The 23,116-nt window shown below is 72.5% G+C and carries 18 protein-coding genes; 10 read left to right on the top strand and 8 right to left on the bottom strand.

All coding sequences use genetic code 11. From position 1 onward, the window contains the following. Positions 1-98 precede the first annotated feature (98 nt). Both ABTV91_RS01700 and ABTV91_RS01695 read left to right on the top strand, forming a co-directional pair. Positions 99-374: a YcgL domain-containing protein gene (locus ABTV91_RS01700; RefSeq protein ID WP_055767125.1), complete on the top strand. Its 276-nt coding sequence runs from the start codon at positions 99-101 to the stop codon at positions 372-374. Beyond that, positions 367-3,684 carry an ankyrin repeat domain-containing protein gene (locus ABTV91_RS01695; RefSeq protein ID WP_433852923.1) on the top strand — a complete coding sequence of 1,106 codons (3,318 nt, stop codon included), beginning with the start codon at positions 367-369 and terminating at the stop codon, positions 3,682-3,684. The genes ABTV91_RS01700 and ABTV91_RS01695 overlap by 8 nt, the downstream gene beginning before the upstream one ends. A gap of 586 nt (positions 3,685-4,270) precedes the next feature. Here ABTV91_RS01695 and ABTV91_RS01690 read toward each other — a convergent pair. Further along, complete coding sequence (locus tag ABTV91_RS01690; RefSeq protein WP_433854091.1) at positions 4,271-6,082, bottom strand: monovalent cation:proton antiporter-2 (CPA2) family protein; 1,812 nt, start codon at positions 6,080-6,082, stop codon at positions 4,271-4,273. A gap of 326 nt (positions 6,083-6,408) precedes the next feature. Here ABTV91_RS01690 and mgtE point away from each other — a divergent pair, with 326 nt between their 5' ends. The 5 genes from mgtE to ABTV91_RS01665 all read left to right on the top strand — a co-directional run bounded on the left by mgtE (position 6,409) and on the right by ABTV91_RS01665 (position 12,366). Continuing rightward, positions 6,409-7,779: a magnesium transporter gene (gene mgtE / locus ABTV91_RS01685; protein ID WP_433852922.1), complete on the top strand. Its 1,371-nt coding sequence runs from the start codon at positions 6,409-6,411 to the stop codon at positions 7,777-7,779. Between the two features lie 111 nt (positions 7,780-7,890). Beyond that, complete coding sequence (locus ABTV91_RS01680) at positions 7,891-8,250, top strand: helix-turn-helix domain-containing protein (RefSeq protein WP_433852921.1); 360 nt, start codon at positions 7,891-7,893, stop codon at positions 8,248-8,250. A gap of 105 nt (positions 8,251-8,355) precedes the next feature. Beyond that, the gene (locus ABTV91_RS01675) at positions 8,356-11,064 is read left to right on the top strand and encodes a bifunctional acetate--CoA ligase family protein/GNAT family N-acetyltransferase (protein WP_433852920.1); all 2,709 of its coding nucleotides are present in this window, start codon (positions 8,356-8,358) and stop codon (positions 11,062-11,064) included. 19 nt (positions 11,065-11,083) lie between these two features. Further along, positions 11,084-11,563 carry a hypothetical protein gene (locus ABTV91_RS01670; protein ID WP_433852919.1) on the top strand — a complete coding sequence of 160 codons (480 nt, stop codon included), beginning with the start codon at positions 11,084-11,086 and terminating at the stop codon, positions 11,561-11,563. A gap of 74 nt (positions 11,564-11,637) precedes the next feature. Further along, positions 11,638-12,366 carry an alpha/beta fold hydrolase gene (locus ABTV91_RS01665; RefSeq protein ID WP_433852918.1) on the top strand — a complete coding sequence of 243 codons (729 nt, stop codon included), beginning with the start codon at positions 11,638-11,640 and terminating at the stop codon, positions 12,364-12,366. A gap of 13 nt (positions 12,367-12,379) precedes the next feature. Here the strand turns inward: ABTV91_RS01665 and ABTV91_RS01660 are convergent, their stop codons facing one another. Both ABTV91_RS01660 and ABTV91_RS01655 read right to left on the bottom strand, forming a co-directional pair. Continuing rightward, the gene (locus tag ABTV91_RS01660; protein ID WP_433852917.1) at positions 12,380-12,682 is read right to left on the bottom strand and encodes a hypothetical protein; all 303 of its coding nucleotides are present in this window, start codon (positions 12,680-12,682) and stop codon (positions 12,380-12,382) included. 79 nt (positions 12,683-12,761) lie between these two features. Further along, positions 12,762-13,718 carry an aldo/keto reductase gene (locus tag ABTV91_RS01655; RefSeq protein ID WP_433852916.1) on the bottom strand — a complete coding sequence of 319 codons (957 nt, stop codon included), beginning with the start codon at positions 13,716-13,718 and terminating at the stop codon, positions 12,762-12,764. A 170-nt stretch (positions 13,719-13,888) separates the two neighbouring features. On the opposite strand from ABTV91_RS01655, the gene ABTV91_RS01650 reads away from it, so the two are divergent. Both ABTV91_RS01650 and ABTV91_RS01645 read left to right on the top strand, forming a co-directional pair. After that, the gene (locus tag ABTV91_RS01650; RefSeq protein WP_433852915.1) at positions 13,889-14,749 is read left to right on the top strand and encodes a class I SAM-dependent methyltransferase; all 861 of its coding nucleotides are present in this window, start codon (positions 13,889-13,891) and stop codon (positions 14,747-14,749) included. A 149-nt stretch (positions 14,750-14,898) separates the two neighbouring features. After that, positions 14,899-15,441, top strand: a complete 543-nt coding sequence (locus tag ABTV91_RS01645) for a pseudouridine synthase (protein ID WP_433852914.1) — start codon at positions 14,899-14,901, stop codon at positions 15,439-15,441. A gap of 113 nt (positions 15,442-15,554) precedes the next feature. On the opposite strand, the gene ABTV91_RS01640 is transcribed toward ABTV91_RS01645, so the two are convergent. Next, positions 15,555-15,908 carry a hypothetical protein gene (locus ABTV91_RS01640; protein WP_433852913.1) on the bottom strand — a complete coding sequence of 118 codons (354 nt, stop codon included), beginning with the start codon at positions 15,906-15,908 and terminating at the stop codon, positions 15,555-15,557. 254 nt (positions 15,909-16,162) lie between these two features. Beyond that, positions 16,163-18,661 (bottom strand): ATP-dependent helicase HrpB, encoded by a 2,499-nt coding sequence (gene hrpB, locus ABTV91_RS01635; RefSeq protein WP_433852912.1) that lies wholly within the window; start codon positions 18,659-18,661, stop codon positions 16,163-16,165. Positions 18,662-18,783: 122 nt separating this feature from the next. Here hrpB and ABTV91_RS01630 point away from each other — a divergent pair, with 122 nt between their 5' ends. Continuing rightward, positions 18,784-19,599 (top strand): TatD family hydrolase, encoded by an 816-nt coding sequence (locus ABTV91_RS01630; RefSeq protein ID WP_433852911.1) that lies wholly within the window; start codon positions 18,784-18,786, stop codon positions 19,597-19,599. Positions 19,600-19,647: 48 nt separating this feature from the next. Here ABTV91_RS01630 and ABTV91_RS01625 read toward each other — a convergent pair whose 3' ends face one another. The 3 genes from ABTV91_RS01625 to panE form a co-directional block, all read right to left on the bottom strand. Beyond that, positions 19,648-21,165, bottom strand: a complete 1,518-nt coding sequence (locus tag ABTV91_RS01625) for an OmpA family protein (protein WP_433852910.1) — start codon at positions 21,163-21,165, stop codon at positions 19,648-19,650. 93 nt (positions 21,166-21,258) lie between these two features. Continuing rightward, on the bottom strand, positions 21,259-22,161 hold the full coding sequence (locus ABTV91_RS01620; protein ID WP_433852909.1) for an NAD-dependent epimerase/dehydratase family protein: 903 nt from the start codon (positions 22,159-22,161) through the stop codon (positions 21,259-21,261). After that, a complete protein-coding gene (gene panE / locus ABTV91_RS01615; RefSeq protein ID WP_433852908.1) occupies positions 22,158-23,096 on the bottom strand; it encodes a 2-dehydropantoate 2-reductase in 939 nt (312 codons plus the stop codon). Before panE ends, ABTV91_RS01620 begins: the two co-directional genes overlap by 4 nt. Positions 23,097-23,116: the final 20 nt, after the last annotated feature.

Genomic DNA, 23,116 nt, shown 5'->3' with positions numbered 1-23,116 from the left:
GGCCGAAAAGCTGACGCCCGCATAAGCGCATGCCTTTCACAGGCGTCGGGTTTCCGACACAATCCCTTGCATTCCCAAGCAGGGCAAAGCCCGCGGGCATGCAAGCCTACGTATATAAAAGCCAACGCAAGCAGGACACCTACGTCTACCTTGCCAAGCGCGATGATTTCGACGCGATCCCGGCCACGCTCGGCGCCGCCCTGGCGCCGTTCGCGTTCGTGCTGGAGGTCGCCCTGACCCCGGAGCGGCGCCTGGCGCAGGCCGACGCCGCGCTCGTGCGCGCCAACCTGGCCGCGCACGGATTCCACCTGCAGCTGCCGCCGCAGCCCCTGGCGCCGGTGAAGATCGCCCGCATCGACGGCCGCGATGACTGACGTCCTGCGTACCCGTGCCCTGGGCGCGCTGGCGGCCGGCGCGCTGCTCGCGCTCGCCACCGCGTTCGGCGGCGTCGCCGCGGCCGCCTGCGGCCTGCTGGCGCAGCCGGCGTTCGCGCTGGGCGTGTCGTGGTGGCGGCGCACGCGCGCGGCCGCGCCGCTGTCCGCGCAGTTCCGGCAGGACCTGCCGGGCCTGCTGGCGGTGTGGACCGGCGGCGCGCTGGTACTGGCGCTGCTGGTGTCCTGGCCGCTGGCGGCGCTGCACGACAGCGGCAGCCTGCAGGCGGTGCTGGCGCTGTGCGTGGCGGTGAGCATCGCGGTGGCGGCGCTGTGGCGCACCTGGCCGCTGTGGCAGGCACTGGAGCGCGGCGGCGGCACGCTGCGCGCGCACTGGCAGGCGCTGTCCGCGCGCGGCATGGATTCCTGGCAGGGCGTCGGCGCGGCGCTGGCGCTGTGGCTGCTGTGCGCGGCCGTGGTCGCCCCGGCCTGGCCCGGCCTGGTCGGCGATGGCGTGCGCTGGCCGCTGGCGATCGCCACCGCGCTGCTTTCGCCGCTGCTGCACGCCGCGCTGCAGGCGCTGCCCGCCGTCGCGCAGGCCGCCGCGCCGGCCGCACAGACATTCGATCCATTCGCCGAGGCGCAGGCCGAACCGGCGCCGCTGGAACCGCTGGCGCCGCACGAACTGGCGCCGCAGCTGTACGAGGCCGCGCGCGTGGGGCGCGTGGACCGCGCGCTGCAGCTGCTCGAGGCCGGCGCCGACCCGCATGCGCTGCCGCCGGACGATTCGCGCGACCAGCGCAGCCTGGTGGTGCTGGCCGCGGTATTGCCCGACCTGCGCCTGCTGCGCGCGCTGATCGGCCGCGGCGTGGACGTGAACCTGGCCCACCGCGGCATGACCCCACTGCTGGCCGCCACCCGCGACAGCTGGCATGGCCGTCCCGAGGCGGTGATGACCCTGCTGGCCAACGGCGCCGATCCGCGCGCCACCGACGCCGACGGCAACACCCCGCTGCACCACGCCGCGCGCAGTTCCGACCCCGGCGTGGCCGCGCTGCTGCGCGATGCGGCGGCCGAGATCGACGCGCTCAACCAGGAAGGCCACAGCCCGCTGGCGGTGGCCTGCCAGGCCGGCAACTGGCGGCTGGCGCGGTTCCTGCTCGAACGCGGCGCCAAGGTCGAACCGGCCGACGGCGTGCCGGTGCTGATTCCCGCCGCCGCCACCGAAGACGACGATCCGGCCGGCGTGCAGCTGCTGCTCAAGCACAAGGCGCGGCTGGACGCACGCGACCGCCGCCGGCGCAGCGCGCTGCACGAGGCCGCCGCCGCCGGGCACGTGGACATCGTCGAGGCGCTGCTCGCCGCGGGCGCCAACATCGAGCCGCGCGACGCGGCCGGCCGCACGCCGTGGCTGGACGCGGCCGCGCAGGCGCATGCCGGCGTGCTCGAACGCCTGCTCGCGCACAAGCCCGACGTCGCCGCGGTCGACGGCGAGGGCTGCAATGCCGTGCTGCTGGCCTGCCGCGCGGAGAACGTGACCGCGGCGCTGGTGCGGCGCCTGCTGGACCTGGGCATCGCCGCCGATGCGGCCGCCGCCGATGGCCGCCGCGCCATCGACCATGCCGCCGCCGCCGGGCGCTGGAGCATCGTCACGCTGCTGGACCCGGCCTATCCGCTGCCGGCCGCGGTCAGCGACGCGCTCGCCGGCGAGACGGGCGACACCGCCGCGCCGGCGCAGCTCAACGACCGCGCCCCGCTGGCGCTGTTGCGCGAGGCGCTGGCCTTCGGCAACACCGACGGCATGGCGCCGCTGGCGCGGCTGTGCGCGGCGCCGGAACTCGGCGCCCTGCTGCACGACGTGGAACTGGCGCTGCAGCCGCGCGTGGTGGACTGGCTGCTGGCGCACGGCGCCGACGCCGAAGTGGCCGACGCCTGCGGCGACACGCCGATGTTCGCGCTGCTGGCGCGCGGCGTGGACGCCATTCCGACCCTGCAGGTGCTGCTGCGCCACGGCGTGTCGCCGGCCGGCCGCGGCGGGCTGGGCCGCCTGCTGGCCGCCTGCGCGCAGCACGACCAGGGCTCGCGCGGCACCGAACAGTTCGTGCTGGAGCTGCTCGAACGCGGTGCCGATCCGTTCGGCGCTTCGCCGGCCGGCGATCCGCCGCTGGCGCTGGCGGTGCGCCTGGGCTGGCTGAAGGTGCAGCACTGGCTGCTGGCGCACGGCGCGGACCGCGAGGCGCGCGACAGCCACGGCATGACCGCGCTGCACCTGGCCACCGCGCTGGCGCGCGAGGCCTCGCTGAAACTGCTGGTGATGCAGGGCGCTTCGCCCGACGCGCGCGCCGCCGACGGGCAGACACCGCTCGGCGTGGCCCTGTCCAGTGGCCGCCGCGACCTGGCCGACTGGCTGGACTGGCGCGGCTGGACGCTGCCGCTGCGCGCCCTGCGCGAGGCCGACGTGCCCGCCGCGGCGATGGCCGGCGACGCCGACGCGGTGCGCCGCCTGATCGACCTGGGGCTGCCGGTGGACGCGGTCGACGCGCAGGGCTGCACCGGTCTGCTGCGCGCGGCCGGCGGCGGCCATGTCGCCACCGTGGACCTGCTGCTGGCGCGCGGCGCCGACCCGCAGCACGCGGCCGCCAGCGGCGCCACGCCGTTGTCGGCGGCGGTGAGCATGCGCCAGGCCGCGATCGTCACCGCCCTGCTCGACGCCGGCGCGCGCATCGACCACCGCCTGCCCGGCGGCGTCACCGTGCTGATGCTGGCCGCGGCGCTGGGCCTGCCGGACATCGTCGCCAGGCTGTTGACCGCCGGTGCCGACGTGCACGCCGGCGACGACCAGCAGCTGGCGCCGCTGCACTGCGCCGCGCTCTACGGCTTCACCGCGCGCGACCGTTCGCGCCTGCTGGCGCTGCTGGACACCCTGCTGCTGGCCGGCGCCGAAGCCGACCAGCCTTCGGCCGGCACCGTCACCCCGCTGCTGCTGCTGCTCGGCGCGCGCGCCGAACCGGGCACGGCCTGCGACGAACACGTGGTGCTGGCCGCGGTCGAACGCCTGCTCGACGAGGACGTGGCGCTGGACGTGCGCGACCCGCGCGGCTTCGGCCCCTTGCACCTGGCCGCGCTGCACGGCCTGCCGCTGCTGGTGCAGCGCCTGCTGCGCGCCGGCGCCGACCCCGACCTGCGCGACGCGCTGGGCCGCAGCCCGCGCGAGATCGCGGTCATGCGCGGCTTCATCGACGTGGCCGGCGAGTTCGAGCCGGCGGTCCCGGGCGTCTCCTCCATGGCCCGTTTCCTGCGCGACCGCGGCTGAGCGCGCCGTACGCGCGCTGCGGTGGATAGCACGCGCCACGTGGGAGCGGCTTCAGCCGCGATGGAGCGTTCCCGATAAAGCCCGTTCGCGGCTGAAGCCGCTCCTACAGAGATTGCGGCGTGGCTGCGGGTGAATATTCCTTGCGGTGGATGTTCCCGGCAGCACCGCACTGCAGCCGAACATTCCCGCCTGCGTAGGAGCGGCTTCAGCCGCGATGGAGCGTTCCCGGGAAAGCCCGTTCGCGGCTGAAGCCGCTCCTACGGGGATGCGGAGTGGCTGCGGGTGAATGTTCCTTGTGGTGGATGTTCTCGACAGCACCGCGCTGCAGCCGAACATCTCCGCCTGCGTAGGAGCGGCTTCAGCCGCGATGGAGCGTTCCCGGTAAAGCCGCGTTCGCGGCTGAAGCCGCTCCTACGAGGATTGCGGCGTGGCTGCGGGTGAATGTTCCTTGCAGTGGATGTTCCCGGCAGCACCGCGCTGCAGCCGAACGTCCGCGCCTGCGTAGGAGCGGCTTCAGCCGCGATGGGGCGTTCGCGGTAAAGCCCGTTCGCGGCTGAAGCCGCTCCTACGGGAAACGCCGGGTGCGCTACTCGCCGGCCGCCGGTTTTTCGGCTACCGCGTCGCTGTCGCCGACGTCGGCCTCGAACAGCTGCATCAGGTCGGCGCGGGCGTCGCGCGAGGTCTGCATTACCGCCGCCTCGTCGTCGTAGACCAGGTGCTGGGCCTTGAGCAGCTTTTCGTCGTGCTCGCGGAAACGGCGCACGTGCTCGCGCGCGGTGTGCTCGGCCATGCCCAGCGCGGTGAGCACGCGCTCGCTGATCTCCAGGCTGGAACCGAACACCTCGCGGAACGGCTCGGCCGACATGTCCATCAGCTTCCACGCGTGCTGGCGGTTGCGCGCGCGCGCCAGCACCCGCGCCTGCGGGTACAGGCGCCGCACCAGCCGCACCGCGCGCAGGTTGGTGTCCGGGTCGTCCATGGCCATCACGAACACGCGGATCTGGTCGCCGCCGGCCGCGCGCAGCAGGTCCGGCCGGGTGGGGTCGCCGTAGTAGAGGTGGTTGCCGAAGCGGCGCAGGTCTTCCACCGTGTCCGGGTCGGCTTCCAGCGCCACGAACGGAATGCGCTGCGCGGTCAGCAGGCGCGCGACGATCTGGCCGAAGCGGCCCATGCCGGCGATCAGCACCTGCGGGTGCTGGGCCTGGGCATCGTTCAGGTTGTCCGGCGCGCGTTCCGGGCCCCGGCTCGGGGCCTGCGACCGCAGCAGGTACTTGAGGCCGATCATCAACAGCGGGGTCAGCGCCATCGACAGGCTGACGATGGCGACCAGGCGGTCGTGGTTGATGCGCCCGAGCAGGCCGGCGCGTTCGGCTTCGTTGAAGACGACGAAGGCGAACTCGCCGCCCAGCCACAGCACGCTGCCGAGCATCAGCGCGCTGCGCAGCGGCATGCGCGCGCCCAGGCCGATCAGCACCAGCAGGCCGAACTTGACCGCCAGCAGCGCGGCCACGCCGATGGCGATCACCGTCGGCTCGGCGGCGATGCGCGCCAGGTCGATGCTCATGCCGACGGCGATGAAGAACAGCCCCAGCAGCAGTCCCTTGAACGGCTCGATCTGCGATTCGATCTCGTGGCGGAATTCCGAGTCGGCCAGCAGCACGCCGGCCAGGAACGCGCCCAGGCTGGGGCTCAGCCCGGCTTTCTGCATCAGCCAGGCGGTGCCCAGCACCACCAGCAGCGCGCTGGCGGTGAACACCTCCGGCATGCGCGTGCGCGCGACCATGCCGAACAGATGGCGCAGCACCGGCCGGCCGAGCAGGATCACCACGGCCAGCGCGCCCACCGCGGTGGCCACGTTCTGCCAGGTCAGGGTCTCGTTGCGGATGCCGCCCAGCAGCGGGATCGCCGCCAGCAGGGGGATGGCGACCAGGTCCTGGAACAGCAGGATGGCGAAGCCGAAGCGGCCGTAGTCGCTGTTGAGCGCCTTGTGCTCGGACAGCAGCTGCAGCCCGACCGCGGTGGAGGACAGCGCCAGCGCGGTGCCGACCACCAGCGCGCTCTTCCAGTGGAAGTGGTACAGCAGCAACAACCCGCCGAGCACGCCGGCGGTGAGCAGCACCTGCGCGGTGCCGCCGCCGAACACCGGGCGCCGCATCACCATCAGCCGCGCCGGCGACAGTTCCAGGCCGATCAGGAACAGCAGCATCACCACGCCGATCTCGGCGGCGTTGAGGATGCGGTCGGCATCGTGCACGAAGGCCAGCACGTGCGGCCCCAGCGCCACGCCGGCGGCGAGGTAGCCCAGCACCGCGCCCAGCCCGAAACGCTTGAACACGGGCACGGCGATCACCGCCGCGAGCAGCAGTACCAGGGCCAGTTCCAGACCGCCGCCATGCATCGGGATCACGCTCGAAGTGAAGAGAAGGAAGGGCAGCGCGGCCGCCGGATCGGGCGCATGCGCGTGCTGCCGGAAAGAGTAGCGCGCGCCCGCCGGCTTGGAAAATCCCGGCGCGCGTGCTTGACCCCGCTGCGTGGCGGTCGCAGACTCGCGCAGCCGCCGGCCGCGCCGCGCGGCAATCCTTCGGAGTCCACACCATGCCCAGCGACAGTAGACGTCGACCTCGTTCGACGCCGGAGACGGTGAACGCCTAGCGGGCTGGTTCGCCGGTGCCGGCGTTGCGCCCGCAACCTGCAGCCGGCCACGGGCCGGCAAGGCGAACCACGATGAACCAGAAGCAGCTCCTGCGTCCGGCCGCCGATGCCAGCACCCTCGGCGCGCCCCTGGCGCAGTTCAACACCGCCGACGCGGTGGTCCACCTCAACCAGCTCGACCGGGCGCAGGCCGCCACGGTGCTGGCCGCGCTGCCGCTGCCGCGCGCGGTCAAGCTGCTGGAAGCGCCGGAACTGCAGCGCGCCGGCGAACTGGTCGCCGCGCTGCCGCCGGCCCGCGCCGCCGCGCTGCTCGGGCTGATGGCCGACGACCGCGCCACCGACATCGTGCATGAACTGGACGAGGCCGAGCGCGCGCGGCTGATCCCGCTGCTCGAGCCGGACGCGCGCCGTTCGATCCAGCTGCTGCTCGGCTATCCGCCCAACACCGCCGGCGCGCTGATGACCACCGAGTTCGTCAGCGTCCCGGCCGACTGGACCGTCGCCCGGACCCTGCAGCACATCCGCGAGGTCGAGCGCACCCGCGAGACGGTCTACGCGATCTACGTGCTCGACCCGCAGAGCCGCCAGCTGCGCCAGGTGGTGACCATGCGCCGGCTGATCACCGGCGCACCGGAGGATTCGATCCTCGACGTGGCCCAGGTCAACCCGCCGGTCAGCGTCGGCCCGTTGCTGGACCAGGAGGACGTGGCGCAGCTGATCCGCCGCCACGACCTGCTGGCGATCCCGGTGGTGGACGCGCAGCAGCGCATGCTCGGCATCGTCACCGTGGACGACATCCTCGACGCGCTGATCGACGAATCCACCGAGGACGTACACAAGTTCGGCGGCGTCGAGGCGCTGGACAAGCCGTACATGCAGATCGGCTTTTTCGACATGATCAGAAAGCGCGCCGGCTGGCTGAGCGTGCTGTTCCTCGGCGAGATGCTCACCGCCAGCGCCATGCAGCACTACGAGGACGAACTGGCGCGCGCGGTGGTGCTGACCCTGTTCATCCCGCTGATCATGAGCTCGGGCGGCAACTCCGGCTCGCAGGCGACCTCGCTGCTGATCCGTTCGCTGGCGCTGCAGGAACTGCGCCTGCGCGACTGGTGGAAGGTGGCGCTGCGCGAGCTGCCCACCGGCGTGGTGCTGGGCGGCATCCTCGGCCTGCTGGCCGTGGTGCGCATCACCGTCTGGCAGCTGGCCGGCCTGCACGACTACGGCGCGCACTGGAAGCTGCTGGCGGCGACCATCGGCGCGGCGCTGGTGGGCATCGTCACCTTCGGCTCGCTGTCCGGCTCGATGCTGCCGTTCGTGCTCAAGCGGCTGGGCTTCGACCCGGCCAGCGCGTCGGCGCCGTTCGTGGCCACGCTGGTGGACGTGACCGGACTGGTCATCTACTTCAGCATCGCCGCGATGATCCTGGGCGGAACGCTGCTGTAGGCGGGCTGGCGGCCGGTTGGCGGGCCGTTGGCGCAGGCCTGGCGTGGCATGATCGGCGGCGGAACCTACAGTCGGGGCTCCCCGTACAGGAGCCGCCGCATGGAGCAGGACATGAAGTTGAACCCGACGATCATCCGCCGCCTGCGCGAGGCCAGGCACTGGTCGCAGGAACAGCTGGCCGCCGCCGCCGGCCTGAGCCTGCGGACCGTGCAGCGGGTGGAGACCGAGGGCGCCGCCTCGCGCGAGACGCGCGTCTGCTTGGCCGCGGCGCTGGACACCGACGTCAGCGCGATCATGGAGGGCGAACCCGCTGCCCCCGACGCATTTCGCTGGAATCCGTGGATGCTGCCCATCCTCGCCGGCGTGCTGGCGTTCGCTGCAGGCACGATGCTGGGCGCGCCGCGGATCGTGGACTACGGCGCGATCGTGCTGGTGTCCATCGGCGTGCTGGGCCATTCGCTCAGGAAGTGATCTCCGCCGCGGGACCGCGGCGCGGCCGATGCCGGTTGATCCTGCTCATGCCAATGCCGCCCCTGCGCGTGTACCTTTGATCGCGTTCCCGTTGTCGGCGTCGCGATGAGCATCTATCACCTGCAGACCGTGTTCCGTCCCCGCTCGGTGGCCGTCGTCGGCGGCAGCCCGCGCGAACGCTCGGCCGGACGCGCGGTGGTGCGCAACCTGCGCGCGGCCGGTTTCGCCGGGCAGATCGGCTGGGTCAATCCGCGCCACGCGCAGATCGACGGCATGCGCACGGTCAAGCGGCTCAAGGACCTGCCATGGGTGCCGGACCTGGTGGTGGTCACCACGCCGGCGGCGATGGTGCCGTCGGTGGTGGCCGCGGCGGCCGAACTGGGCGTGGCCGCGGCCATCATTCTGACCGCCGGGCTCGGCCGCGGTCCCGGCTCGCTCGCCGCGCAGGTGGAGGCGGCGGCGCGGCCCAGGGGCATGCGCATCCTCGGCCCGCACTGCCTGGGCGTGATCGCGCCGCACGCGCGGCTCAATGCCTCCATCGCCGCGCACACGCCACAGGCCGGCGACCTGGCGCTGATCTCCGAATCCAGCGCGATCGCGGCCGCGCTGGTGGAGTGGGGCGTGGCGCGCTCGATCGGCTTCTCCGCGGTGGTGTCGCTGGGCGATGCGCTGGACGTGGATTTCGGCGACCTGCTCGACTACTTCGCCGCCGACTACCGCACCCGCGCGATCCTGCTCTATGTCGACCAGATCAGCGACGCGCGCAAGTTCATGTCCGCCGCGCGCGCGGCCGCGCGCGCCAAGCCGGTGGTGGTGGTCAAGTCCGGCCGCCAGCCGCGCGGCGCCGAGGCGCGCGCGCCTACCCACTCGCAGGCGCTGGCCGCGGCCGACGCGGTGTACGGCGCGGCGTTCAACCGCGCCGGGCTGCTGCGGGTCAACGCCCTGGACGAACTGTTCACCGCCGCCGAGACGCTGGGCCGGCTCGGCACGTTTCCCGGCCACCGGCTGGCGATCCTCAGCAACGGCGGCGGCATCGGCCGGCTGGCGGTGGACCAGCTGCAGGCGCTGGGCGGCACCCTGGCGGCGCTGTCGCCGGCCACGGTGGAGCGGCTGGACCAGGCGCTGCCGAGCGGCTGGTCGCGCGACAACCCGGTGGACATCGTGGTCGATGCCGGCGGCGAGCGTTACGCCGCCGCGGTGGAAGCGCTGCTGGCCGACGAGGCCAACGACGCACTGCTGGTGGTCAACGTGCCGACCGCGTTCACCTCCTCGGCCGACGCCGCGCAGGCGCTGACCCGCACGCTCGGCCTGCGCCCGCGGCAGCTGCGCGACAAGCCGGTGTTCGCGGTGTGGCTGGGCAACGACGAACAGGCCACGGCCACGCTCAACACCGCGCGCGTGCCGACCTATCCCAGCGAGGCCGAGGCGGTGCGCGGCTTCCAGCACCTGGTGCGCTACCGCCAGGCGCAGGCCGCATTGATGGAGACGCCGCCGAGCCTGCCCGCCGATTTCGTGGTGGACGCCGTGGCCGCGCGCGCGCTGGTGGAAGCGGCGCTGGCCGACGGACAGCAGTGGCTGGACCCGGTGGCCACGCACGCGCTGCTGCTGGCCTACGGCATTCCCTCGCTGGCGGTAATGGTCGCGCGCGACGCGCACGAGGCGATGGAACTGGCGCAGCCGCTGCTGGAGCAGGGCGCCACCGTGGCGGTGAAGGTGTTCTCGCCGGACATCCCGCACAAGTCCGATGTCGACGGCGTGCGCCTGAACCTGGGCACGCTGCAGGCGGTGCAGATGGCGGCCACCTCGATCCTGCAGCGCGCGCGCGAACTGCGCCCGGCCGCGCGCATCGAAGGCGTGCTGGTGCAGCCGACGCTGGTGCGGCCCAAGGCGCGCGAGCTGATCGCCGGCATCGCCGACGACCCGGTGTTCGGCCCGGTGCTGGTGTTCGGCCGCGGCGGCACTGCGGTGGAAGTGATCGACGACAAGACCCTGGCGCTGCCGCCGCTGGACCTGCGCCTGGCGCACGAGGTGATCGGCCGCACCCGCGTCTCGCGCATCCTCAAGGCCTATGGCGACGTGCCGGCCGCCGACGAGCGCGCGGTGGCGCTGGTGCTGGTCAAGCTGGCGCAGCTGGCCGCCGACATTCCCGAGATCCGCGGCCTGGACCTCAATCCGCTGCTGGCCGACCGCGACGGCGTGATCGCGCTGGACGCGCGCATCGCCATCGCCCCGGTGCGGCGCCTGCACAAGGGTCGCGGCCATCCGCGTTTCGCGATCTTCCCGTATCCCACCGAGTGGGAACGCAGCATCGCGCTGTCCGACGGCGGCCGCGCCTTCGTGCGCCCGGTGCGGCCGGAGGACGACGCGCTGTTCCGCGCGTTCTTCGCCCGCGTCAGCGACGACGACCTGCGCCTGCGCTTCTTCCAGTCGGTCAGGCATTTCAGCCACGAGTTCATCGCGCGCCTGACCCAGCTCGACTACGCGCGCTCGATCGCGCTGGTCGCCATCGACCCGAAGAGCGGCGACATGCTCGGCGCGGTGCGCCTGCACGCCGACGCCGATTACGACCGCGGCGAATACGGCATCCTGATCCGCTCCGACCTCAAGGGCCACGGCATCGGCTGGAAACTGATGCAGATCATGATCGAATACGCCGGCTGGCAGGGGTTGAACGTGGTCGAAGGCCAGGTGCTGCGCGAGAACAGCACCATGCTGGCGATGTGCCGCACGCTGGGCTTCAAGGTCAAGCCCGACCCGGACGACCCGACCATCATGAACGTCACCCTGCCGGTGCGGCCGGCGGGCTCGGCCTGATCCGCAGGAAGGAACCTGCATGTCCAGTTTCCAGGAGCGCGTGCACGCCGCACCCGACACTCTCACGGCGCTGCTGGCGCAGCCGTTCCCGCGCGAAGAGGCGCCCGAGGAGGGCTGCGCGTTCGAGCAGCACGCGCTGTGGATGGGCCAGGCGCCCGGGCGGCTCGCCGCGGTGATCGGCATCGATTACACCGACTGCGACGCTGGCGGCAGCGACCTGCACGAGGAACTGGAGACCCTCTGGAACGGCTATCGGGACAGCCAGGACACGGCGCTGGGCCTGCTGGTCGGTGTGCTGGGCGCGCCTTCGTGCTGCGTCGAGGGTTACGCGCCGGCCGGCAGCGGCGTGCCGGACGCGCTTCTGGATGCATTCGAACGCCACCGCATCGCCTGCTGGCGGCGCGGCGACAGGCTCGCCCTGCTGGTGCTGGGCGCCAGCGTGGGCGACGGCGAACTGGAAGTCTGCCTGGGCCTGGTGGTGGTCGCCGCGCAGGCGTGACCGCGGCATCCGCGGGCCCATGCGTTCCACCGCCGGCGGTACCGGCCGCGCGCCGCCGGCGCGACAATGACGCCATGGACACCGTTGTTGCCGGGAACGCGCCCGGAAAGATCCCGCTGTTGCTGCTGCCCGGCCTGCTCAACGATGCGGAGCTGTGGCGCGCGCAGATCGCCGACCTGTCCGACATCGCCGACTGCATCGTCGGCGACCAGACCCGCGGCGACACCCTGCAGGCCGTGGCCGAGGACGTGCTGGCGCAGGCGCCGCCGCGCTTCGCATTGGCCGGGTTCTCGCTGGGCGGCTTTGTCGCCCAGCAGATCCTGCGCGTGGCCCCGGCGCGCGTGCGGCGGCTGGCGCTGATCGGCACCTCGATCCACGCCGATTCGCCCGAACGCGCCGCGCAGCGCCGCGCGCAGCGGGCCAGCGTGCGCCTGCCCGGCACCTTCCATGGTTTCGGCGACCGGCTGATGCGCAGCTACATCGATGCCTCGCGCCTGGACGACCACGATCTCGTGCAGCGCGTGCGCGCGATGACCACGCGCCTTGGCGCCGACGTATTCCTGCGCCAGAGCGCGCTGGAGCGGCCCGACGGCCACGCCGTGCTGGCCGCCTACCGCGATCCGCTGCTGATCGTCTGCGGCGCCAACGACCGCATCACGCCGCCGGCGGTCAGCGAAGAGATGCACGCGCTGGCGCCGCATTCGCAGCTGCGGGTGCTGCCCGGCTGCGGGCACCTGGCGCCGATGGAAAAACCGGACGAGGTCAGTGCCGCGCTGCGCGGATGGCTGCTGGCGCCGGCCTGAACCGCCGCGCGCTTCAGTGCATGGACTGCGCCTGCTCGGCGTGGTGCCAGGCGTGGCGCACCAGCCAGCGTGCCTCGTCCCACGGCACGGCCAGCGCCGGCGCATGCCGGTGGTAGCTGTCCTGCAGCACGCGGTAGAGCTGTTCCTCGCTGGCGCGCGGCCATGCCATGTAGACCTCGAAGCCCATCCGCAGCAGGCGCCGGTACTGGTCGAAGTCGTGGTGGCCGAGGCGGCCGATGGCGTGGACGCTGCGCCAATAGGCCATTTCGGCGTCCAGGTCGAGCGTGCGACGGCTTGCAGTGTGCGGGATCTGCATGGCGGTCTCCGTTCGTGGTCCGCCCCCTGTAGGCCGGATGCTACGACCGGGACGGCGCGGGGTTCAACCCGCGCCGCATTCAGCCTTCGGCGCTGGCGTCGTCGAGCTGCGCGACGTCCTGCGCCGACAGCGACAGCCGCGCGGCGGCGAGCACCTCGTGCAGCTGTTCCACGCCGGTGGCGCTGACGATGGGCGCGGTGACGCCGGGCCGCGCGATCAGCCAGGCCAGCGCGACCTGCGCCGGCGTCGCCGCGTGCGCGGCGGCGACATCGTCGAGCGCGGCGAGGATGCGCAGCCCGCGCGGATTCAGGTAGCGCGCGACGACCTTGGCGCCGCGCGCATCGCTCTTGCCTGCATCCTCGGCGCTGCGGTACTTGCCGCTGAGGAAACCGCTGGCCAGCGCGTAGTAGCCGATCACACCCAACTGCTGTTCGCGCGCCAGCGGCTCGAGCTCCGCTTCGTAGCCGGCGCGGTCGTAGAGGTTGTATTCCGGCTGCAGGCTCTCGTAGCGCGGCAGGTGGTAATCGGCCGACACCTTCAGCGCGTCGCGCAGGCGCGTGGCGCTGTAGTTGGACGCGCCGATCGCGCGCACCTTGCCGGCCTCGATCAGCCGCGCGAAGGCGCCGAGGGTTTCCTCCAGCGGCACCGACTCGTCGTCCTCGTGCGCCTGGTACAGGTCGATCACATCCGTGCCCAGGCGCCGCAGCGAATCGTCGACGGCGGCGTTGATGTTGTCGGCCGACAGCCCGGGGCGCTCGGCCCACTTGGCGACCTTGGTGGCGAGCACCACCTTGTCGCGCCTGCCGCCGCGCCCGAGCCAGCGGCCGATGATGGTTTCCGATTCGCCGCCCTTGTTGCCCGGCACCCACGCCGGGTACACGTCGGCGGTATCGACCAGGTTGAAGCCGGCCTCGACGAAGGCGTCGAGCAGGGCGAAGGCGGTCTTCTCGTCCACACTCCAGCCCAATACGTTGCCGCCGAACGCGATGGGGCCGACCTGCAGGCCGGAACGGCCGAGTTCGCGGAACCGGGTCATGCGCACCTCCTTGGAATCGGCACACCAGCATAGACGCCGCATCGGCCGGTTCCGTTGCGCCGACGTGAAAACAGCGTTCCGCGCCGGGCCGCGCGCCGCCGCTTGCGCGCGAGGCGAAGGTGTCGCGCGCGCGTGCTAGGCTCGCCTCACTCCAACCGTGGAACATCCCGATGAAGACGTCCGCCCCGCTGGTTGCCGCCTGCCTGCTGTTCGCCGCCCTGCCTGTCGCCGCGCAGGATCCCGCGCATGCCGGCCACGATCACGCCGCCATGCATGGCGCCACCGCTTTGGCGCCGCTGCAGGCCGCCGTATCCGGCGACTGGCGCAGCGCCGCCAACACCGCGCGCGATCAATACCGGCATCCGCTGCAGACGCTCGAGTTCTTCGGCCTGCAGCCGCAGCAGACCGTGGTGGAGATCACCCCGGGCGGCGGCTGGTACGCCGAGATCCTCGCCCCGTTCCTGCGCGGCCAGGGCCACTACGTGGCCGCGGTGGTCGACCCGATGGCGCTGCCGGCCGGCGGTGGCCGCGATTACCAGCAGCGCACCCGCGACGGCCTGGAGAAGAAGTTCGCCGAAGCGCCGGCGCTGTTCGACAAGGCCACCGTCGTGGCCTACGACCCGGCCGCGCCGGTGCTCGGCAAGCCGGGGTCGGCCGACGTGGTGCTGACCTTCCGCAACGTGCACAACTGGCGCGCCGCCGGCCAGGCCGAAGGCCTGTTCCGCGCGTTCTTCGCGGTGCTCAAGCCGGGCGGCACGCTGGGCGTGGTCGAACACCGCGCCAAGGCCGACGTTCCCGCCGACGACAAGAGCGGCTATGTCGGCCAGGCGCAGGTCATCGCCATGGCCGAGGCGGCCGGCTTCAAGCTGCAGGAAAGCAGCGAGATCAACGCCAACCCGCGCGACACCAAGGATCACCCCAACGGCGTATGGACGCTGCCGCCGTCCAACAACCACGACGCGGCCGACGCGGACAAATACAAGGCGATCGGCGAAAGCGACCGCATGACGCTGCGCTTCGTGAAGCCGTGAAAGGCAGGGAGGGGGAACAGGGAACTGGGGAGGGTTGCGCGATGCGCCGTGCTGGCCAATCGCGTGATTTACCGTTTCTGCGGGACCGAAGCGCAGGTGCATGACGTCCGCGCATACGGCCGTTTCCCATTTCCCATTTCCCCGTTCCCATGCTCGTAGCCTTCAACAAACCCTTCAACGTCCTGTGCCAGTTCACCGACCGCAGCCAGCCGCCGCGGGCGACGCTGGCCGGTTTCGGGCTGCCGAAGAACGTGTACGCGGCCGGCCGCCTGGACTACGACAGCGAAGGCCTGCTGCTGCTCACCGACGACGGCGGCCTGGCGCACCGGCTGACCGACCCGCGCCACAAACAGGACAAGACCTACTGGGTGCAGGTGGAAGGCGTGCCGGGCGAGGAGAAGCTGCAGGCGCTGCGCGGGGGCGTGCTGCTCAACGACGGCCCGACCCTGCCGGCGCGCGTGCAGCTGCTGGAAACGGCGCCGGCGCTGTGGCCGCGCGATCCGCCGGTGCGGTTCCGCAAGACCGTGCCCGATGCCTGGCTGGCCATCACCCTGCGCGAGGGGCGCAACCGCCAGGTGCGGCGCATGACCGCCGCGGTGGGCCTGCCGACGCTGCGGCTGGTGCGGGCCTCGATGGGGCCGCATGCGCTCGACGGCCTGCAGCCCGGACAGTGGCGGGTGGTGCAGGAGTGAGTGAAGAGGAGTGAGGAGCGAGAAAAATCAGGAGCAATCTCCGCCTTTGCGGAGATGACAGCTTGGTGCTGCCTTCTCTCACTCCTCACTCCTCGTCCCGCACTCCTCGCCTTTCAGGCGTCGCTGCCGATGTCGCTGGTCTCGTCCACCGTGGTCTCGGCGCGGCGGCGCTGGGCGATCTGCTGCGATTTGGCTTCCAGTGCGGCGTTGTCGCGCTTGTTCCTGCGGTAGACGGCGTAGCCGATCAGGCCCAGGCCGACCGCGGCCACGGCGATGGTGGCGGTGGGGTTGCGCCGCGCCACGCGGCCCACGGCGCGGCCGCCGGTCTTCATCGCGCCGATCGCAGCGCCGGCCTTGAGCCAGTCGGCGGCGTTGGACCCTCCGCTCTTGAGGCTGTCGCCAGCGTGGCTGGCCAGTTCCATGGCCCGCTCCAGGGCCGATCCGGTGATGTCGCTGAACTTGCTCATGGGGGATCCTCGTTTGCAGGGGCAGGCACGCAGTGTCGCGGGACGCGCGTGCAGGAAATGTTAGTCGCCGGCGGGGCGCCACGCTGGACTTGTGTAGTCCAGTCCCCTTTCACCGTCGCCACGGGAGACGATCTTTCACGTCCCGCGAGGTTTTACGCGATGCGTGGCAGTCGCGCTCCAGGGGTCGTCCGGCCGCGCCACGCATGAATCGATAGTCCAAGCCGCCTTTCACCGTCGCCACGGGAGATGGACCCTCACGTCCCGCGAGGTTTTGCGCGATGTGTCGCAGTCGCGCTCCACGGGTCGTCCGGCCACGGGTGCCGCGGATACCTTCCCTTCATCTCCTTCTTCACCTCCGCATAGGTGTTCTCCCAGAAGTTGCGCAGGTCGCCGGTGACCTGCAGCGGCTTGCCGCCGGGGGAGAGCAGGTGCAGCAGCAGTGGCACGCGGCCGTCGGCGATGCGCGGGGTGTCGGCCAGGCCGAACAGTTCCTGCAGCTTCACCGCCAGCACCGGCGGGCGCGGGGTGATGCCGTCGTCGTCCATCGCGTAGTCGATGGCGCGGTCCATGCCGGAAGGCACGCTGATGCGCACCGGCGCGTGGCGGTCGACCAGCTGGCGCGTGTTCCAGTCGATGCCCGACTTCAACGCCTCGCCCAGCTCCTGCTCGGCCAGGGCGTCGAGGCGGGTCTTGCCGGCGAAGGCCGGCAGCAGCCAGTCGTCGAGCGTGGACAGCAGCGCCGCGTCGGAGAGGTCGGGCAGGTCCAGTTCCGGCATCCAGTGGCGCAGGCCCTGCACGCGGTGGCGCCATTGCCGCAGGTTGCCGGTCCACGGCAGCGCTTCCAGGCCCAGTTCGCGCACGGCGTCGGTGAGTGCGCGCGCGGCCTGCGCCGGGTCGACCTTCCCGGCCGGGCGGCTGTCCAGCACGATGCGGTCGAAGCCGGATTCGCGGCGCGCCTCCAGGGCGCGGCGCTCGCCGTTCCAGCGCACCACGTCGTGCTGGTGGAAACGCCGCGGGAAGTCGGCGCGCAGGCGCGCCTCGTCCACCGGCGCGGCGCGCAGCACCAGCGCATCGCGCGCTTCGTGGCGCAGTTCGCTGACCACCAGCCAGGGTTCGCCGCGCAGGTCGCTGGTGTCGAACAGGCGCGCGCTGCGGCCGTTGGCCAGCTGGTAGCGCAGCGGATCGGTGGCGTGGCGCGCGGCGATGCGGTCGGGGAAGGCATGGGCGAGCAGGTCGCCGAGCTCATGCGCCTCGATGTCGGCCGGCGGCGTGGCATCGCAGCGCAGGCGCCGTCGCCATTGCCTGGCGGCCGTATCGATGGCGGCCAGTGCGCCGCGGCTGGCGTCCTGCGGCGCGCGCCCGTTGCGGAACGCGGACAGGGCGCGCCAGCGCGCGGCCAGCGCATCGCCGCCCTGGCGCAGCGGATCGCGCGCTTCCAGCAGCGCGGCCAGGTCGGCGGCCAGCGCCTGCTCGCGCGGATCGACCGCGGCGATCAGCATCGCCGCCAGCCGCGGGTGCGTGCCCAGCGCGAGCATGCGCCGGCCGCTGCCGGTGATCGTGCTGCCGTCGAGCGCGCCGAGCCGCTGCAGCAGCTCACGCGCGGCGGCCAGCGCGCCGGCTGGCGGCGGATCGACGAAGCGCAGCTCGTCGCTGCCCCAGGCGGCCAGCTCCAGCGCCAGCGCGGCCAGTTCCACCTGCGCCATCTCCGGACGTCGCTGCGGTTCCAGCCGCTGCGATTGCGGCCATAGCCGCAGCGCCCAGCCGGCGGCCACGCGGCCGGCGCGGCCGGCGCGCTGGTCGGCCGAGGCCTGCGAGATCGCCACCGCGTCCAGCCGCGAGAACCCGCTGTTGGGGTCGTAGCGCGGCTCGCGCGCCAAACCGGCGTCGATCACCACGCGCACGCCGGGCAGGGTCACCGAGGATTCGGCCACGTTGGTCGCCAGCACCACGCGGCGGCGGCCGTCCGGGTCGGGCTGCAGCACGCGCGACTGCTGCTCGACGGGGAGCTCGCCGTGCAGCGGCAGGACATCGGTGTCGCCGGGAAGCGCCGGCTCCAGCGCGGCCTGCACGCGTGCGATCTCGCGCTGCCCCGGCAGGAACACCAGCACGTCGCCCGGATGCGTCGCCAGCGCTTGTTCGACCGCGCGCCGCGCCTGCGCTTCCAGCGCTTCGTCGCGCCGCGCGGGAAAGTGGCTCACTTCCACCGGGAAGCTGCGGCCCTCGCTGGACAGGCGCGGCGCATCGAGGAAAGCCGCCAGGCGTTCGCCGTCGAGCGTGGCCGACATCACCAAGATGTGCAGGTCCTCGCGCAGGCCCGACTGCACGTCCAGCGCCAGCGCCAGGCCGAGATCGGCGGCCAGGTGGCGTTCGTGGAATTCGTCGAACAGCAGCGCGCCCACGCCTTCGAGCAGGGGATCGTCCTGCAGCATGCGGGTGAGGATGCCCTCGGTGACCACCTCGATGCGGGTGCGCGCGGAGACCTTGTTCTCGAAGCGGATGCGGTAGCCGACGGTTTCGCCGACCGGCTCGCCCAGCTGCCGGGCCATGAACTGCGCGGCGCTGCGCGCGGCGACGCGGCGCGGTTCCAGCATCACGATCCTGCCGCCCTGCAGCCAAGGCGCGTCGAGCAGCGCCAGCGGCACCTGGGTGGTCTTGCCGGCGCCGGGCGGGGCCTCGAGCACCAGCCGCGGATGCGCGGCCAGGCTGTCGGCGATGGCCGGCAGCAGCGCGGAAATGGGAAAGGCGGTTCGCATCGCGACATTGTAGGTGCGGGGCCGTCCGGCACGGCTGCCAGCAGGCACGTCCGGCCCTGCATTTGGTCGCGGCTCGCGCCACTCCTACAATTCCCGCCTCCCGTTCCCCGGTTCCCCGCTCCATGCAACTGATCGACATCGGCGCCAACCTCACCCACGAATCCTTCGACCGCGACCTGGACGTGGTGCTGGAGCGCGCGCGCGCCGCCGGCGTGGTGCAGATGGTGGTGACCGGCGCCAGCCGCGAGCACTCGCCGATGGCGCTGGAACTGGCAAGACGGCATCCCGGCTTCCTGTACGCCACCGCCGGCGTGCACCCGCACCACGCGGTCGAATACACCGACGAATGCGACGCGCAGATGCGCGCGCTGCATGCGCACGCCGAAGTGGTGGCGGTGGGCGAGTGCGGGCTGGACTACAACCGCGATTTCTCGCCGCGCCCGGCACAGCGCCGGGCGTTCGAGCGCCAGTTGCAGATCGCCGCGGACCTTGCCGTCGACGGCGTGGGCAAGCCGCTGTTCCTGCACCAGCGCGACGCGCACGACGACTTCCTGGCGATGATGAAGAACTTCGACGGCAAACTCGGCCCGGCGGTGGTGCACTGCTTCACCGCCGAACGCCGCGAACTGTTCGATTACCTGGACCGCGACTGGCACATCGGCATCACTGGCTGGCTGTGCGACGAGCGCCGCGGCGCGCACCTGCGCGAGCTGGTGAAGCACATCCCGGCCGGGAGGCTGATGATCGAGACCGACGCGCCCTACCTGCTGCCGCGCACGCTGCGGCCGCTGCCCAAGGACCGCCGCAACGAACCGGCGTTCCTGTCACACATCGTCGAGGAACTGGCCCGCGACCGCGGCGAGGACGTGGCGCTGACCGCGGCCAACGCCACCGCCGCCACGCGCGCGTTCTTCGGCCTGCCCGATCCCGCTGCCTGAGCGGCGGTGCGCGGGCGGCCCGGTTCCAACCGGACCCCGGGCAACGCATCAGCGCTTGACCAGCTCCACCCGGCGGTTGCGCGCGCGGCCACCCTCGTCGGCGTTGTCGGCGACCGGCTTGTCGGCGCCGAAGCCGGCCGCTTGCAGGCGACCGGCATCAATGCCCTTGCCGGCCAATGCCGCGACCACGGCGTGTGCGCGCGCCTCGGAAAGCGTGCGGTTGTGCGCGGCGTCGCCGGTATTGTCGGTGTGGCCCTCGACCGCCAGCCTCAATGCCGGGTCGGCGCGCAGCAGCTCGAGCACCTGCGCCAGCTGCGGCTCGGACGTGGGCAGGATGTCGGCCTTGTCGGTGGCGAAGTTGACCTGGATGGCGACGCGCCCGTTGCTGTCCAGCTTCTGCTTCAGCGCTGCGGCCGGCAGCAGCGTGGCTGTCTGCACGAAGCCGGTGCGCTCGGTCACTACCCAGCCGGCGCTGAGGTATTCCAGCCGCGCATGCACCCAGACCTGGCGGCCATCGGGCAGGTCGGCGCGATAGATGACCAGATCGAAGTCGTCCCAGCTGTAGCCGGCGGCCTGCGAATAGGCCGAACGCAGCGCCTCGGGCACCGTTTCCGCCTGCTCCTTCGGGATGCGGCCCTCGAACACCTTGGTGGCGTTGACGCCGGCCATCATCGCTTCGAGATTGCGGCGCACCTCGTGCATCGAATACTCGCGTTCGCCCTTGTCGAAATCGGCGGCCCAGGTGCGGCCCTCGACCTGCTCGAAACGGTCGCCGGTCCAGAACGGGAAGCGGTCGAAGTCGCGCTGCTGTGGCTTGTTGCGGTCGCGGTAGCCGGCGGGTAGCGACAGGTGCGGGAACGCGTCGTTCCAGCGCGCGCTGGGCTGGAACGGCACCTCCTCCAGCACTGCCAGGCCCGCGCCGTTGCCGTCCATGGCCAGCTGCACCCAGATGGTGCGTTGCGCCTGGCGCACTACGTACACCGTGGTCGGCGCGTCCTGTTCCATGTTCACCGCGTCGATGAAGCCGCCGCCGATCTCGTCTTCGAGCTGCGGGCCGTAGTAGATGTCGCGGCGCAGCGGGCCTTCGAACACCTTCCTGCCACCGGCCGCGTCGATCAGGTTTTCCAGGTTGCGCTGAAGCTCCAGCGCGGAAAAGGTCTTGTCGCCCTCGGCGACGATGCGCGCCGACCAGCTCGGGCCTTCCGCCCAGTGGATGCCGTCGCCGATGCGGAACGGGAAACGCGCCCACGCGCGCGGATGGGGGCGGTTCTGCGGCGCGTAGCCCTGCGGCAGGCCGAAGAACGGCATCGCGCCGAGCATGGCCTGGCTGGACGGAACGCTGGCGATATCGAACGGCAGAACCGCCACCGGCTTGCCATCGCGGTCGTGGATGGCGCCGTCTTCCTGCCGTGCGCCCGCCACCACGGGCGCGTCCGCCGCGACCGGCGTGTGTTTCTGCGCACTGTCGGCGCTGGCGGGGGCATCGGCCGTGTCGGGTGCCGCGCCACATCCGGCCAGCAGCAGCGCCGCCATGCCATAGCCCATTACCTTGCAGTTCCTGCGCACGCTGATCTCCTGGCTCGGGGAGCGCCGAGCATAACGGAGGCGCGTTGCGCCGCCATGCGCTTCCGCACGCTGCTGCGTCGGGTGGCCGGCGCGCTAGCGCGGGTGCGTTGCGCCGTCGCCGGCGGCCCAGGCGTCCGCCAGGCCTTCGCGATAGCTGTGGAAACGCGGCTGCCAGTGCAGCGCCTCGCGCGTGCCGCGGCTGTCGATGCGCTTGCTGGCCGCGTAGAAGCGCCGCAGCGACGGAGCGAGCGCGGGATCGTCCCAGGCCATCGCCGGCGGCAGCGCGAACCCGCCCAGGCGCGCGGCGTGGGCCAGTACGTCCTGGGGCGGCGCGGGTTCGTCGTCGGCGGGCAGATACAGGGCGTCGTGTGTGGGCAGGCGCATCGCCGCGCTCACCGCCGTGGCCAGGTCCTCGACGTGCAGCCGGTTGAACACCAGCCCGGGCCGCACGATGTGGCGCGCGCGGCCCTGTGCCAGCTGCACCAGCGCGTTGCGACCGCGCCCGTACAGACCGGGCAGGCGGAACACGGCCGAGGCGATGCCGCGTTCGTGCGCCAGCGCGCGCCACTGGCTTTCGGCGAGGAGCCGCCGCGCTGCGGTGGCATCGGTGGCGTCGGCGCTGGACTGTTCGTCGATCCAGCCGCCGTCGCGGTCGCCGTACACGGCGGTCGAGGACAGGTAGCCGACCCAGCGCAGTGCGGGGCTGGCGCGCAGGGCGGGAGCGAGCAGGCGCAGCGCGGGATCGCCATCGGCGTCGGGCGGCACGCCGCACAGCACCGTGTCGGCCCGCGCGATGGCGGCGAGGAACGCGGTGTCAGGATGGTGGTCGGGATGCAGGCGATGGCGCGCGATGCCGTCGCCGGGCGCGGCCGCCGGATCGCGCACGCTGCCTTCGACGGCGACGCCCAGCGAGCGGAGGTGCCGGGCGAGCGCGCGCCCGGCGCAGCCCAGCCCCAGGATCAGCACCCGCCGCGGCAGGGCGCCGGCGACGGTCATGCGCCGCGTTGCGCTTCGTAGGCCTGCAGGTGGCAGTACGCGGCCTGCAGCCGCGGCGCCGCCTGGCCGGCGGCCTGCGCGCGCTCGAGCATGTCGCCGACGACATGCGCCGCCTCCACCCGCTGCCCGGCTTCCAGGTCGCGCAGCATCGAGGCCTTGATCGGCGAGCCGGCCCTGGTCAGCGCGGACAGGGCGATGTCCTGCGCCTTGGCCGGTATCGGCTGGCCGGCGTGCGCGGCCGCGGCCAGGCATTCGTCGTACAGCGCGCGCATGAGCGCGGAACCGTGGTCGGTGGCGACGATGTGGCCGACATCGGCGCGCATCAGGCAGGTGCCCGCCGCCAGCGTGGCCAGGAAGGTGTACTTGATCCACTGCTCGCCGGCGATGTCGTCCGAGGCGACGTGGTCGATGCCTGCCGCCGCGCAGGCCGCGGCGAGGGCGACGACGCGGCCGCTGCTGGCCGCCGCGTCGCGTTCGCCGAAGGTCATGCGCGCGGGCCGGTCCAGGTGCACGATGGCGCCGTCGTCGGCCTTGGTCGCGCTGATGAAGCACAGTCCGCCCAGCACCGCGTCGCGGCCGAAACGCGCGTCCAGCGCCGCGTAGTGGCGCAGGCCGTTGAGGATCGGCAGCACCGTGGTGCCGGCGCCGACCGCCGGCGCGATGGCCTCGATCGAGCTGTCCAGGTCGTAGGCCTTGCAGCTGAGCACCACCAGGTCGAACGGGCGCTCCTGCGCCAGCGCCGGCAGCGCGTCGGCGGTGACGTGCGCCACCGGGAACGCCGCGTCGCCGAGCGGGCTGCGGATCACCAGGCCGTCGCGCTGCAGCTGCGCCGCGCGCGCCGGCCGCACCAGGAAGGTCACGTCGACGCCGGCCTGCGCCAGGCGCCCGCCGAAATAGCCGCCGGTACCGCCGGCGCCGAGGATCAGGATGCGCATGGTGCAGGCTCCATCGGTAT

It is taken from the genome of Stenotrophomonas nitritireducens (genome assembly GCF_050984405.1).
GTDB lineage: Bacteria > Pseudomonadota > Gammaproteobacteria > Xanthomonadales > Xanthomonadaceae > Stenotrophomonas > Stenotrophomonas nitritireducens_B.
This window is presented reverse-complemented; position numbering and strand designations above follow the sequence as displayed.

What these genes read in the sequence shown, in the direction of transcription:
- mgtE (WP_433852922.1), top strand. Translation starts at nt 6,409, where the DNA reads ATGAACCAGAAGCAGCTCCTGCGTCCGGCCGCCGATGCCAGCACCCTC.
- ABTV91_RS01665 (WP_433852918.1), top strand. Translation starts at nt 11,638, where the DNA reads ATGGACACCGTTGTTGCCGGGAACGCGCCCGGAAAGATCCCGCTGTTG.
- ABTV91_RS01650 (WP_433852915.1), top strand. Translation starts at nt 13,889, where the DNA reads ATGAAGACGTCCGCCCCGCTGGTTGCCGCCTGCCTGCTGTTCGCCGCC.
- ABTV91_RS01675 (WP_433852920.1), top strand. Translation starts at nt 8,356, where the DNA reads ATGAGCATCTATCACCTGCAGACCGTGTTCCGTCCCCGCTCGGTGGCC.
- ABTV91_RS01680 (WP_433852921.1), top strand. Translation starts at nt 7,891, where the DNA reads ATGAAGTTGAACCCGACGATCATCCGCCGCCTGCGCGAGGCCAGGCAC.
- ABTV91_RS01695 (WP_433852923.1), top strand. Translation starts at nt 367, where the DNA reads ATGACTGACGTCCTGCGTACCCGTGCCCTGGGCGCGCTGGCGGCCGGC.
- ABTV91_RS01670 (WP_433852919.1), top strand. Translation starts at nt 11,084, where the DNA reads ATGTCCAGTTTCCAGGAGCGCGTGCACGCCGCACCCGACACTCTCACG.
- ABTV91_RS01640 (WP_433852913.1), bottom strand. Translation starts at nt 15,908, where the DNA reads ATGAGCAAGTTCAGCGACATCACCGGATCGGCCCTGGAGCGGGCCATG.
- ABTV91_RS01700 (WP_055767125.1), top strand. Translation starts at nt 99, where the DNA reads ATGCAAGCCTACGTATATAAAAGCCAACGCAAGCAGGACACCTACGTC.
- ABTV91_RS01630 (WP_433852911.1), top strand. Translation starts at nt 18,784, where the DNA reads ATGCAACTGATCGACATCGGCGCCAACCTCACCCACGAATCCTTCGAC.
- ABTV91_RS01660 (WP_433852917.1), bottom strand. Translation starts at nt 12,682, where the DNA reads ATGCAGATCCCGCACACTGCAAGCCGTCGCACGCTCGACCTGGACGCC.
- ABTV91_RS01655 (WP_433852916.1), bottom strand. Translation starts at nt 13,718, where the DNA reads ATGACCCGGTTCCGCGAACTCGGCCGTTCCGGCCTGCAGGTCGGCCCC.
- hrpB (WP_433852912.1), bottom strand. Translation starts at nt 18,661, where the DNA reads ATGCGAACCGCCTTTCCCATTTCCGCGCTGCTGCCGGCCATCGCCGAC.
- panE (WP_433852908.1), bottom strand. Translation starts at nt 23,096, where the DNA reads ATGCGCATCCTGATCCTCGGCGCCGGCGGTACCGGCGGCTATTTCGGC.
- ABTV91_RS01690 (WP_433854091.1), bottom strand. Translation starts at nt 6,082, where the DNA reads ATGCATGGCGGCGGTCTGGAACTGGCCCTGGTACTGCTGCTCGCGGCG.
- ABTV91_RS01620 (WP_433852909.1), bottom strand. Translation starts at nt 22,161, where the DNA reads ATGACCGTCGCCGGCGCCCTGCCGCGGCGGGTGCTGATCCTGGGGCTG.
- ABTV91_RS01645 (WP_433852914.1), top strand. Translation starts at nt 14,899, where the DNA reads ATGCTCGTAGCCTTCAACAAACCCTTCAACGTCCTGTGCCAGTTCACC.